Source organism: Pseudoalteromonas sp. SWXJZ10B, assembly GCF_015864475.1.
Taxonomy (GTDB): Bacteria; Pseudomonadota; Gammaproteobacteria; order Enterobacterales; family Alteromonadaceae; genus Pseudoalteromonas; species Pseudoalteromonas arctica.
On the sequence record NZ_JADYXD010000009.1, the window covers coordinates 151,812 to 163,820 of the forward strand.

Annotated in this window: 12 protein-coding genes; 8 read left to right on the top strand and 4 right to left on the bottom strand. The window is 40.0% G+C overall.

Annotation, left to right across the window (positions count from 1 at the left end):
• Window positions 1-94 precede the first annotated feature (94 nt).
• Window positions 95-1,159 (bottom strand): uroporphyrinogen decarboxylase, encoded by a 1,065-nt coding sequence (hemE, locus tag I6F54_RS10765; RefSeq protein WP_002961084.1) that lies wholly within the window; start codon window positions 1,157-1,159, stop codon window positions 95-97.
• A gap of 530 nt (window positions 1,160-1,689) precedes the next feature.
• Between hemE and I6F54_RS10770 the strand changes: the two genes are divergently transcribed.
• The gene (locus I6F54_RS10770) at window positions 1,690-2,160 is read left to right on the top strand and encodes an Rsd/AlgQ family anti-sigma factor (RefSeq protein WP_007582240.1); all 471 of its coding nucleotides are present in this window, start codon (window positions 1,690-1,692) and stop codon (window positions 2,158-2,160) included.
• 65 nt (window positions 2,161-2,225) lie between these two features.
• On the opposite strand, the gene fkpA is transcribed toward I6F54_RS10770, so the two are convergent.
• Window positions 2,226-2,972, bottom strand: a complete 747-nt coding sequence (fkpA, locus tag I6F54_RS10775; RefSeq protein ID WP_197141332.1) for an FKBP-type peptidyl-prolyl cis-trans isomerase — start codon at window positions 2,970-2,972, stop codon at window positions 2,226-2,228.
• 215 nt (window positions 2,973-3,187) lie between these two features.
• Between fkpA and I6F54_RS10780 the strand changes: the two genes are divergently transcribed.
• Entirely contained in the window at window positions 3,188-4,186 is a 999-nt protein-coding gene (locus tag I6F54_RS10780; protein ID WP_024589508.1) for a WD40 repeat domain-containing protein, read from the top strand.
• A complete protein-coding gene (locus I6F54_RS10785; protein ID WP_007378900.1) occupies window positions 4,173-4,388 on the top strand; it encodes a SlyX family protein in 216 nt (71 codons plus the stop codon). The genes I6F54_RS10780 and I6F54_RS10785 overlap by 14 nt, the downstream gene beginning before the upstream one ends.
• 32 nt (window positions 4,389-4,420) lie before the next feature.
• Here I6F54_RS10785 and I6F54_RS10790 read toward each other — a convergent pair whose 3' ends face one another.
• The gene (locus I6F54_RS10790) at window positions 4,421-4,624 is read right to left on the bottom strand and encodes a YheV family putative zinc ribbon protein (protein ID WP_007378899.1); all 204 of its coding nucleotides are present in this window, start codon (window positions 4,622-4,624) and stop codon (window positions 4,421-4,423) included.
• 132 nt (window positions 4,625-4,756) lie between these two features.
• On the opposite strand from I6F54_RS10790, the gene I6F54_RS10795 reads away from it, so the two are divergent.
• From I6F54_RS10795 to I6F54_RS10820, 5 genes are all read left to right on the top strand, one after another.
• Complete coding sequence (locus I6F54_RS10795) at window positions 4,757-6,679, top strand: ATP-binding cassette domain-containing protein (protein WP_197141340.1); 1,923 nt, start codon at window positions 4,757-4,759, stop codon at window positions 6,677-6,679.
• Window positions 6,663-7,085: a TIGR02444 family protein gene (locus tag I6F54_RS10800; RefSeq protein ID WP_165729561.1), complete on the top strand. Its 423-nt coding sequence runs from the start codon at window positions 6,663-6,665 to the stop codon at window positions 7,083-7,085. The genes I6F54_RS10795 and I6F54_RS10800 overlap by 17 nt, the downstream gene beginning before the upstream one ends.
• Before the next feature lie 843 nt (window positions 7,086-7,928).
• Window positions 7,929-8,921: a hydrolase gene (locus I6F54_RS10810; RefSeq protein ID WP_165741905.1), complete on the top strand. Its 993-nt coding sequence runs from the start codon at window positions 7,929-7,931 to the stop codon at window positions 8,919-8,921.
• Window positions 8,918-9,172, top strand: coding sequence for a YheU family protein (locus I6F54_RS10815; protein ID WP_007582257.1), 255 nt, complete (start codon window positions 8,918-8,920; stop codon window positions 9,170-9,172). The genes I6F54_RS10810 and I6F54_RS10815 overlap by 4 nt, the downstream gene beginning before the upstream one ends.
• Window positions 9,173-9,236: 64 nt before the next feature.
• A complete protein-coding gene (locus I6F54_RS10820) occupies window positions 9,237-10,433 on the top strand; it encodes a dipeptidase (RefSeq protein WP_165729563.1) in 1,197 nt (398 codons plus the stop codon).
• 427 nt (window positions 10,434-10,860) lie between these two features.
• On the opposite strand, the gene tuf is transcribed toward I6F54_RS10820, so the two are convergent.
• The coding region (tuf, locus tag I6F54_RS10825; RefSeq protein ID WP_024589504.1) for an elongation factor Tu at window positions 10,861-12,009 on the bottom strand (1,149 nt) is incomplete at its 5' end.

Genomic DNA, 12,009 nt, shown 5'->3' on the forward strand with positions numbered 1-12,009 from the left:
AAGTTTTAAAAGCCTTTATAAATAGGTAACAAAAAACCCGCAACTTAGCGGGTTTTTTACTTTTAAACAGTTTTAAAGTTTATTTAAGTAGCTATTACTTATGGTACTTAGCACTTAGCTCATGTACTGCATTAATGAATACACCAGCATTTTCAGGGTCTACATCTGGTGTAATACCGTGGCCTAAGTTAAACACGTGGCCATTGCCTGTACCGAAGTCTTCTAAAATAGTGCCTACTTCTTGGCGAATACGCTCTGGTGTACCGTGTAACATAGATGGGTCCATATTACCTTGTAGAGCTACTTTATCACCCACACGGCGTTTAGCGTCGCTAATATTAATAGTCCAATCAAGACCAATTGCATCACAACCTGTTGCTGCAATAGCTTCAATCCATTGACCACCATTTTTAGTGAACAAAGTAACCGGTACTTTACGACCATCGTATTCACGAATTAAGCCATCTACAATTTTATGCATATATTGCAGTGAAAATTCGTTGTAATCGCGCGGGCTTAATACACCACCCCATGAGTCAAATACCATTAGCGATTGCGCGCCAGCTTTAATTTGAGCATTTAAATAATCAATAACTGAGTCAGCTAACTTATCGAGTAATAAATGAAGTGTTTGCGGCTCTGCAAACGCCATTTTTTTGATTTTACCAAATACTTTGCTGCTACCGCCTTCAACCATATAAGTTGCTAGCGTCCAAGGTGAACCAGAAAAACCAATAAGCGGTACTTCACCTTTAAGTTCACGACGAATAGTGCTTACTGCGTTCATTACGTAGCCAAGCTCGTCTGTAGGGTCTAACTTTGGAATTTTTTTAACATCAGCAAGTGATGAAATAGGACGTTCAAACTTAGGGCCTTCGCCAGTTTCAAAGTAAAGACCTAAACCCATCGCATCTGGAATCGTTAAAATATCACTAAATAATATAGCGGCATCTAACGGGTAGCGACGTAGTGGCTGCAGTGTTACTTCACATGCAAGTTCAGCATTACGGCACAGGCTCATAAAATCGCCCGCTTGTGCACGTGTAGCGCGATACTCTGGTAAATAGCGTCCTGCTTGGCGCATCATCCATACCGGAGTTACATCAACAGGTTGTTTTGCAAGTGCACGTAAATAACGGTCGTTTTTTAATTCGCTCATGGCGTAAATGATCCTAAGACTTGTATAAATTGTGCAAGATTGTACCACCATATTCTCCGACCCTCTATTGCTTAGGGACGAAAACAGCTTTACCTAGAGGCAGATCAATATAATGGCGTGCTTTAATCCATTTTGACTATAAAACAAGCAAAAAAGAATAACATTTAAAACTTTTTATTAATATGTTTGCAACATCACAAAAACCTTGTTATTGTTTGTCCCGCGTTAACAAAAACAATAATAAAAATCTTAAAACAATAAAAATAAATGTTTTAAAATAATAACAATAAAAATCATCTCATAAAAATAAGAAAGCTTGTTATAACAAGTCAATGAAAGAAATTAGACCACCGTAACTGGTGGTTTTTTCTTGCCTAAAATAAAATCCCTCGCCTTAGATTATATAAAAAGGTACACCCCTCAAAGTAGCTCAACTTTACTTGTTGATATACTCGCAAATTAAATATATCTTGATGTACATAAACTTATTATATTCTAATTGAAAGACCAACCCAGCTAGGAGAACAGTTATGCTGACGCGTGTAGAAAAAGCTCAACAAAAATGGGGTGGTAGCCACACAGTAATTGATAAATGGCTAAACGAACGCCAAGACCTTATTGTACTTTATTGCAAAATTGCAGGTTTTACGCCGTACGAAAAACAAGATCAAGCATTGCCAGAGCCAAAACTAATTGAATCATTTTGCCAACTTTTAATGGATTACCTATCTGCGGGCCATTTTGAAGTGTATGACGATATAGCAAAAGCATGTGAAAAAAAGGGCTTACAGAGCCAAGAGCTTGCAAACTCTATTTACCCGCGTATTTCCAGTACAACCGACATAGCGTTAGATTTTAATGATAAGTACGCTGAAGTAGACAAAGAAGACTTGTTAAAGGGTTTTGATGATGACTTGTCTGTTATTGGTGAGGCATTAGAAGCACGCTTTGCACTTGAAGATGAGCTTATTGATAACTTGTTTTCTAATCACGCAAACTAATATGTTATTTACGCATATTAAAAAAGGGACCTAAGGTCCCTTTTTGCATTTACACAATAAACTTATTATTGTGCTGGTGCTTCTTCATTTTGAATTTCAAGTAATTCAACTTGAAATACAAGTGTTGAATTAGCTGGAATCTTACCTAAGTCACGGTCGCCGTAAGCAAGTTCTGAAGGAATAGTGAACTTGTACTTAGAACCCACTGACATAAGTTGTAAACCTTCAGTCCAACCAGCAATTACGCGGTTAAGAGGGAAAGTTGTAGGTTCGTTACGTGCATATGAGCTATCAAACTCAGTACCGTCTAATAAAGTACCTTTGTAGTGTACTTTAACTACGTCTGTTGCTACTGGCTTTTCGCCATCGCCTTCGCTAAGTACTTCATACTGCAGGCCAGACTCAGTTACTGTAACGCCTTCTTTTTTAGCGTTGTCAGCTAGGTATTTAACACCCGCTTCTTTGCTTTTTTCAGACTCTACTTTTGCTTTTTCTTCTTGCTTAGTACGTACTGATGTATCTAGTTCAGTTAATACTTCGCGAATTTTTTCTTCGTCAATTTTTGCATTACCAGCAAGTGCATCTTCAAAACCACGGATTAGAAGTGCTTGGTCTAGCTCAATACCAATTTCTGTTTTGTCTGCTAGGTCTTTATTTAAAAAGTTACCTACAGATGCACCAATACCGTATGCTTGTTGCTGTTCTACAGTGTCTAATTTAACTTCAGCTTGTTCTTTTTTTGCTTCTTGATTACAAGCTGTAAGCGCTAAAACTGACGCTGCAATCAATGACAATCTAATCGTCTTTTTCATTTTAAATCTCCGACACACTTTGCAGTTGTCATTTTAATGTATTATTACTAGTTAAAGATTAACGGCCCACATGATAGGCTGCTTGTTTAATGACTAAATTCCACATTGTTAGCTAAACTAAAAACATATCCAGTGATTAGACAAACAACCTAGGCATTTAACGCGTCCTAGTCTAACCTCTCAGTCACTAAGAGTTAAGGGGAAATACCTGTAATATGTCGATATTTCGTACTTTTTTAATCGTATTTAGCTGTTTTTTAGCCATCGCCTGTACCGATAAAAAACAACACGCTGTAGCAAGTTACGAACATGCTGCACAAGGTGCGTTTTCATCAACACTTTCAAACGATGGTAAATACAGTTTGATCTCCTCTATCAACCATGGGGTCGCCCTGTGGGATAATCAACAGCAGGTACTAAAATACCAATGGTTTCAGCAGCAAGATCAAGACAGTTTGGTATACGCCGTTGCTATTGCTTTTGATAACAGCGTGGCTGTTACCGCCGAAAAAAACACGTTTGCTGTGTGGGATATAGCCACAGGCAAAAATAAAGGTTATTACAAAATACAAAAAGCCAGTATTCGCGATATTGCTATTAGCAATCAAGGCCGTAGTGTTTTATACGGCCGTAGCGACGGCGTTGTCGTATTTGTAAACCTAGAAACCGGACGTCGTATTGAGTTTTTAGGTCATCAAGATAAAGTTAACACCGTTGACCTATCACCTAACGGACGCTACGCCTTAAGTGGCTCTAACGATTATGTTGCTTACTTTTGGGATACACGTACAGGGCAAGTAATTCATCGTTTTAATCACCCAACGCGTGTTACCCAAGTGACGCTCGATCCACAGGGTCGCTATGCGTTTACGGCCGACAGTATGGCACAAGCAAATGTATGGAAGCTGACTACAGGTGATCTTGTGAGTAAACTGAAGTATATTGCGCGTCAGAAAATTTTTACTGCTGTGCGTTTTAACGAACAAGGCACTTTGCTTGCAACCGGCTCGCCAAATAAGCGCGTAGATTTGTGGCAAATACCAAGCGGTGAAAAGATTCAAACTTGGCAGGTTACCCCGCGCGAAGGCAGTAAGCCTAAATCGGCGGTGGTGCTAGATGTGACATTTACAGATAACGGTAAGTCGTTGTTAACCGAAAGCTCCAGCGGTATCGCAGAGCGATTTATTATACGAGAGAATAATGAACACAATTGAACATCGCTTAATGGAACTTGAAGCCAAAGTGGCTTTTCAAGACGAAACGATTGAAGTCTTAAATGATGAAATAAAAGTGCACCAGCAACTGTTAGCAAAAATGAAACGCCAAACTGAGCTGCTAGCAGAGAAGATTAAAGAGTCGCAGTCATCATCGTCTATGATGTCTGAAGCACCTGAGCCGCCTCCACCGCATTACTAAAACCGGTAAAAATTAGGCAATAAAAAACCGGGTTAGTCGCCCGGTTTAAATACACCAATTACTTGTTCAAATTGGCGAGTAGACGCCTGAACAGCGTTATCGGGTTGCGCCATTTTATGACCACACTCAACACACTCTACTTTTTCAACATCATGTTCTCTGTATAGCATCATAGTATCCATGGCTTTGCAGTCAGGGCACGATGCACCAGCAATAAATCGCTTCTTTTGTCTCACAACATTTTTCCTGTGGTTTGAACTGCCGCTATTTTATCGTATAACTTCACTTGTTGATACGCTTGATAAGAGCATTAAGTTCTATGTTATGATAGCGCCAACTTAACAAGGGCACAGCAAAGTAACGCATTCATGATCCAAATCTCAGAAATAGAACTACTTCGTGGCGGTAAAGCCTTATTAAAAAACGCATCAGCTACGTTATTCCCAGAGCACAAAGTAGGCCTTGTTGGCGCTAATGGCTGCGGAAAATCAACGTTATTTGGTTTACTAAAATCAGAACTGCAATTAGATGCCGGTAACTGCAGCATTCCAAAAGATTGGTCTATTGCCTCTGTTAAGCAAGAGACACCTGCACTTGAAATAAGCGCGATTGATTATGTACTTCAAGGCCACCCAGAATACTACGCAATGCGCATAGCACTGCGTGAGGCCGAGAAAAACAACGATGGCGACACACAAGCCAAAGTACATATTCAGCTTGAAAACATTAAAGGCTACAGCATTGAATCAACCGCCGGTGAGCTATTACACGGCTTAGGCTTTGCCAATAACCTTATAGAAAACCCTGTCAGCTCATTTTCGGGTGGTTGGCGTATGCGTTTAAACCTTGCCCAAGCATTAATACGCGACGCCGATTTACTACTTCTTGATGAGCCAACAAATCACCTTGATTTAGATGCCGTTTATTGGCTTGAGCGTTTTTTACGTGCTTATACCGGCACCCTTGTACTTATATCACATGACCGTGAGTTTTTAGATGCGGTGGTTGATCAAATTTGGCACGTAGATAAGCAGCTTATCAACGTGTACAAAGGTAACTACTCGCAGTTTGAACGCCAAAAAGCAGAGCGCTTGCTACAACAACAAGCGATGTTTGATAAGCAACAAGATCAAATTGCGCACCTTGAGCAGTTTATAACGCGCTTTAAAGCAAAAGCCAGTAAAGCTAAACAAGCACAAAGCCGTGTAAAAGCACTTGAACGCATGGAAAAACTAGCGCCAGCACATGCCGACTCGCCATTTAACTTTGAGTTTGCAGAGCCAAAAGCATTACCAAACCCACTAATGACAATAGATAAAGCCAAAGCGGGTTATGGTGACGTCACTATTTTAAATAATATAGAGCTAAACCTTGTACCAGGTAGCCGAATTGCTTTACTTGGTCGAAATGGCGCGGGTAAATCAACGTTAATTAAACTGCTTTCTGGTGATTTAGAGCCGCAAGCAGGTAAAGTTATTCAACATCACGGATTAAATATTGGTTACTTTGCGCAGCATCAGCTTGAATCGCTTGATTTAAAAGCCAGTGCAATAACGCACATACAACGACTAGACCCAAAAGCCACTGAACAATCACTACGTGACTTTTTAGGCGGCTTTGCCTTCATTGGCGATAAAGCGCTTGAGCCTGTAGCCCCGTTTTCGGGCGGCGAAAAAGCACGTTTAGTACTTGCCATGTTGGTATATCAAAAACCAAACTTATTACTACTCGATGAGCCAACTAACCACCTTGATTTAGAAATGCGCCATGCACTTGTTATGGCACTACAAGGTTTTGAAGGCGCTATGGTTACCGTATCGCACGATCGCCATATGCTTAAAAATACCGCCGATGAGTTTTACTTAGTAGATGACGGCAAAGTAACCCAGTTTGGTTACGACCTAGATGCATATTACCAATGGCTACTTAATGCGAATAAAGAAGCGGTTAAAGCGCAGCAAACCGACGAGCCTAAAGCAAACCCAGGTGTTAATCGTAAGGAGCAAAAGCGCTTAGAGGCTGAGTTTAGAAAAGCCATTCAGCCACTTAAAAAGCAAATTGAAAAGCTTGAAAAGCAACTCGATAAATTCACCGCCGAATTAAGTGAAGTTGAAGTGACCTTAGGTGATAACGAACTGTACAACGACGACAACAAAGCCAAGCTTAAAGAGTTATTAGCCAAGCAAGCAACGCTTACACCTAAACTTAACGACGTTGAAGAAGAGTTACTTATGGCACTTGAAGAAATGGAAGAAAAAGAGCAGGCGTTCGCCGATGAACTTGCTCAATAGCGACCATTTTTGGCAGTTTGCGTGCACTTTGTACGCAAAGCCTGAGCAACAAACAACCTTGCTGGCACTACAAAACCAGCAAGGAAAAAATGTTAATTTATGCTTATTGCTACTTTATTTAGACTCATTAAATTTAAGTATTAATACCCAACAGCTAAATGAGTTAACGCAAGTAGTTAGTGAATTTGATACTTATGCATTACAGCCTCTGCGCGCTGCTCGTAGCTATTTAAAAGCTAATCAGAATACGATAAGTGATTACGCCACAATACGCGCAGAGTTACTAAGCGCTGAGCTAAAGCTTGAAAAACAACAGCAACATATGTTGATTGAAGCAGTAAATGAGTTTGAATTAATCGAGCATGCAGAACCAAACAATATTGAGCTGTATATGAAAGCCACTTAGGCTGCGACTTTTTATACCCTCCTCCACTGCTCATTCTATTTTCTTTGTGCAAAAAACCTTTAAGTAATTTATTTACAAAGAGGTTAAGAGGCGCTTCGCTTTTAGAGGAAAACAAACTAGATTACTTAGATAAAAATATAAATATTGAGCGGCTGTTTAGCTCAGCATTTTATTACCCTGCCCCCATTTACTTCTCTTTTTCTTCTTTTTGCGCAAAGACCTTTAAGTAATTTATTCACAAAGAAGTTAAGAGGCGCTTCGCTTTTAGAGGAAAACAAACTAGATTACTTAGATATAAATATTGAGCAGTTTGTTGCTCTACCCTCATTTACTTCTCATTCTTTTCTCTTTGTGCAAAAAATCTTTAAGTGGTTTACTCAAAAAAGTTTAAAGCGCTACGCTTTTAGGTAAAGTGAAAAACTCTCTTAGCTCTCAGTGGTAATAACTTAGTAGCCTTTAAAGCATGATCTAAATCAACTTAGCTTCACCCCTATATCTGCTTATGTAAATAACTTGATCTCGATCACGTTGCGACCTGCAAACACCGCCTATGATTAACCCATCAACAACGAGGGGAACAACTCATGAACGTATTCTTTAGAGATTTTTTTACAGATCCAGTTTTATTTATGTCTTTTGGGTTTTTAACCATCGTTGTTTCTTTGTGTATATTTTTTGCTTTTTTCTTTTTGAAAAAAATACATGATGCAGAAATTCCCGAACAAAATTAAGCACGACGCACTAAAGCGCCTTATTAGTTTACTAGTTAGGCGCTTTTTATTTTCTGAAGCGAAAAATTTGGTACACTAGCTTTTCGTTTAATACAAAGTGCGTAGTACAAACATGATCTCTCAGTTCAAACCAGCATGGTGGATGACCAATCGTCACGTTCAAACCATAATGCCGCGTTTTTTCCGCCCATTTCACCACACTCGCTACGAACTTGAGCAACTTGATACACCTGATGGTGACTTTATTGAGCTCGCATGGTCACTTCCACATAACGAAACCGCTCCACTTGCCGTTGTTTTACATGGCCTTGAAGGCAATATAAATAGCTTTTATGCCAAAGGCATGATGAAGGCCTTAAAAAAACAAGGTTACGCAGTTGTGCTTATGCACTTTAGAAACTGCTCAACTGAAGTAAACCGCCTTCCACGTGCTTATCACAGTGGTGATACCGCCGATTTAGCTTTTTTTATTAATCACTTAAAGCTGCAGTTTCCTGAGCGCACTATGGTCGCTGTAGGTTTTTCGTTAGGCGGTAACGTACTGGCCAAATACTTAGGTGAACAATCACAAGCATGCCCACTAAGTGCTGCAGCGGTGGTATCTGCTCCTTATGATTTGTCGTCATCAAGCGATGTTATTCGTAAAAGCTTAGGTAAAATTTACCAAAAATATCTGCTCGATCGCATGAAAAAGTCGATGCAACGTAAATTGCCACAAATTAAGCAGCAAATTCCTATAACTACCGATCAATTAATGAATATTGATGATTTATTAGAGTTTGATAACCAACTTACAGCACCGTTACATGGCTTTGAAAATGCCCACGATTACTATCGTAAAGCCAGTGCTATGCCGTACTTAAAAGATATCGCTATACCCACACTTATTATTCATGCCAAAGACGACCCAATGCTCTCAATTAAGGCCGTACCGAGTAGGCAAGATGTAAGTGAGCATGTTACGCTGCGCATCTCTGACAAAGGCGGACATGTTGGTTTTATTAGCGGTAAAAATCCGTTTAAGCCCATATTTTGGTTAGAGAAAGCCGTGCCATGCTATTTTGGGCAACATGTTTTAGGCAACGCAAACAAAGAGCAATTATGATTATCCCTTTTGAACAACTCGATAAAGATACACTATACAACCTAATAGAAAGCTATGTACTGCGCGAAGGCACCGATTATGGCGAAGTAGAAGCAAGCATTGAATCTAAAGTTAACCAAGTTAAGCTACAGCTTAAAAATGGCGAAGCAATGGTGTTTTTCTCGGAATTACATGAGTCAGTTACTATTATTTCTAAGGGCGAATTTAAAGCGCTGCAAAGTGAAGAGCATCAAGCAGAGGCGTTTGATTAAGGTGTAGTACTTGTAACTTTTGAATTGAACGTACACAATGGCTTTTTACCCAAAGAGCCAAAACATGATAAAACTCAGCACTCTAGTGGTAGCCGTATCACTAGCATTAACTAGTCAAGTCCATGCAGAACAAACAATAACAGCATCCGACAAAGCAATTAAACTCGCTAAAGACACCATTTTAATTGATACCCATATCGACGTACCTTATCGAATTCACGAAAGCTGGGTTGATGTAACTAAAGCGACAACTGATGGCGATTTTGACTACCCTCGCGCTGTAAAAGGCGGTTTAAACGCACCGTTTATGTCGATTTATATTCCTGCGCATTTGGAATTTGAAGGTAAAGGAAAAAGCTACCAACTAGCCAATCAAATGATTGATAGTATGGAAGCTATAGCCCAGCGCGCACCCGATAAGTTTGCTATTGCCAGCTCAAGCACTGATATAGAAGAGCAGTTTAAGCAAGGTAAGCTGTCTATTGCAATGGGTATGGAAAATGGCTCTCCTATCGAAGGAGATATGAAAAACCTTCAGCACTTTTACGACCGCGGTATTCGCTACATCACGCTAGCGCACTCGCAAAGCAACCATATTTCGGATTCGTCTTATGATATTCGCCGCAAATGGAAAGGTTTAAGCCCATTTGGTAAAAAGCTAATTACTGAAATGAATAATATTGGTATGTTAATCGACGTATCACATATTTCTGATGATGCGTTTTATCAGGTTATGGATCTCTCTAAAACACCCGTAATTGCCTCACATTCATCACTTCGTAAATACACGCCAGGCTTTGAGCGTAATATGAATGACGACATGCTATTGGCACTTAAAGAAAATGGCGGTGTTATTCAAATCAACTTTGGCTCAAGTTTTGTTACCGCTAAAGCAGGTAGTTGGGGCAAGCAGTTAAAAAGCACAAAAGAGTCGGTTAAAAAAGACGGGACTAAATTAAGCAAAGATTTTGATGCTGCCTACCGTGCTAAAAACCCTTACCCATTTGCAAGCCTTGAGCAAGTACTTGATCATATTGATCACGTAGTTGAGCTAATTGGTATTGATTATGTAGGTATTGGCTCTGATTATGATGGAGTAGGCGATTCATTACCTATCGGTTTAAAAGATGTATCTAGCTACCCTAACCTTGTTCAAGGTTTAATGGATAGAGATTACAGCGATGCTGATATTAAAAAAATTCTTAGCGGTAATTTATTAAGAGTTTTAAAGCAAGCTGAAGAATATGCGAAGAAAAATTAAAGCTTTTTAGCGTATATTAGTTATTGGCTAAAGTACCAAAAGCTAATTCAATATAAGCGCGGCCTAGCCGTGCTTTTTATTGGTACCAATTTTATTAAAAGCATGATCATTTTAACGTATTAAATAGTCCATTAACTGCGTAGTTATTTTCAGCAATCTTTTTCCTCGGGTTTCGTAAAACTCAATCCAAGCTACGGCAATAAAGTTATAACGAAAAGCCAATCACTTTTCTTCAGGTATTAAAAAAGGCCACCTAAGTGACCTTTTTCTAATAATTAACTTTAAGGTTAATTATTACGCTACGATAATTGCTACAAAGCACCTACGCCTAAGGTAAGAGCGCCACCTTCATATGACACTTTTCTTCAGGCATTAAAAAAGGCCACCTGAGTGACCTTTTTCTAACAATTAACTTTAAAGTTAATTATTACGCTACGATAGTTGCTACAACACCAGCACCTACAGTACGACCACCTTCACGGATAGCAAAACGAAGACCTTCATCCATCGCGATTGGTGCGATTAGAGTTACTGTCATCTTGATGTTATCACCAGGCATTACCATTTCTACGCCATCTGGTAACTGTACGTCACCAGTTACGTCAGTTGTACGGAAGTAGAACTGTGGACGGTAACCTTTGAAGAATGGAGTATGACGACCACCTTCATCTTTCGAAAGTACGTATACTTCTGAAGTGAATGTAGTATGTGGGTTGATTGAACCAGGCTTAGCTAGTACTTGACCACGTTCAACGTCTTCACGCTTAGTACCACGTAGAAGTGCGCCGATGTTTTCGCCAGCACGACCTTCGTCTAGAAGCTTACGGAACATTTCAACACCAGTACAAGTAGAACGAGTTGTATCATTGATACCAACAATTTCTACTTCGTCATTGATGCGGATGATACCAGCTTCAACACGACCAGTTACAACAGTACCACGACCCTGGATTGAGAAAACGTCTTCGATAGGCATGATGAAAGGCTTATCGATGTCACGCTCTGGCTCTGGGATGTAAGTATCAAGTGCGTTTGCAAGTTCAACAATCTTATCTTCCCACTCTTTCTCGCCTTCTAACGCTTTAAGCGCAGAACCAGCAATTAGAGGTAAGTCATCACCTGGGAAATCGTATTCTGAAAGAAGTTCACGAACTTCCATTTCTACTAGTTCAAGTAGCTCTTCGTCATCTACCATGTCACATTTGTTCATGAACACGATGATGTAAGGAACGCCAACTTGACGAGAAAGAAGGATGTGCTCACGCGTTTGTGGCATAGGGCCATCAGTCGCAGCAACTACTAAGATCGCGCCGTCCATTTGAGCAGCACCAGTGATCATGTTTTTAACATAATCGGCGTGACCAGGACAATCTACGTGTGCGTAGTGACGTGAAGGAGTATCGTATTCAACGTGAGACGTTGAAATAGTGATACCACGTTCGCGCTCTTCTGGAGCGTTGTCGATTGATGCGAAATCTTTAGCAACACCGCCGTATACTTTTGCAAGTACGTTAGTGATTGCTGCAGTTAGTGTAGTTTTACCGTGGTCAACGTGGCCGATTGTACCAACGTTTAC

What these genes read in the sequence shown, in the direction of transcription:
- I6F54_RS10780 (WP_024589508.1), top strand. Translation starts at nt 3,188, where the DNA reads ATGTCGATATTTCGTACTTTTTTAATCGTATTTAGCTGTTTTTTAGCC.
- I6F54_RS10785 (WP_007378900.1), top strand. Translation starts at nt 4,173, where the DNA reads ATGAACACAATTGAACATCGCTTAATGGAACTTGAAGCCAAAGTGGCT.
- I6F54_RS10770 (WP_007582240.1), top strand. Translation starts at nt 1,690, where the DNA reads ATGCTGACGCGTGTAGAAAAAGCTCAACAAAAATGGGGTGGTAGCCAC.
- fkpA (WP_197141332.1), bottom strand. Translation starts at nt 2,972, where the DNA reads ATGAAAAAGACGATTAGATTGTCATTGATTGCAGCGTCAGTTTTAGCG.
- I6F54_RS10820 (WP_165729563.1), top strand. Translation starts at nt 9,237, where the DNA reads ATGATAAAACTCAGCACTCTAGTGGTAGCCGTATCACTAGCATTAACT.
- I6F54_RS10795 (WP_197141340.1), top strand. Translation starts at nt 4,757, where the DNA reads ATGATCCAAATCTCAGAAATAGAACTACTTCGTGGCGGTAAAGCCTTA.
- hemE (WP_002961084.1), bottom strand. Translation starts at nt 1,159, where the DNA reads ATGAGCGAATTAAAAAACGACCGTTATTTACGTGCACTTGCAAAACAA.
- I6F54_RS10800 (WP_165729561.1), top strand. Translation starts at nt 6,663, where the DNA reads ATGAACTTGCTCAATAGCGACCATTTTTGGCAGTTTGCGTGCACTTTG.
- I6F54_RS10815 (WP_007582257.1), top strand. Translation starts at nt 8,918, where the DNA reads ATGATTATCCCTTTTGAACAACTCGATAAAGATACACTATACAACCTA.
- I6F54_RS10810 (WP_165741905.1), top strand. Translation starts at nt 7,929, where the DNA reads ATGATCTCTCAGTTCAAACCAGCATGGTGGATGACCAATCGTCACGTT.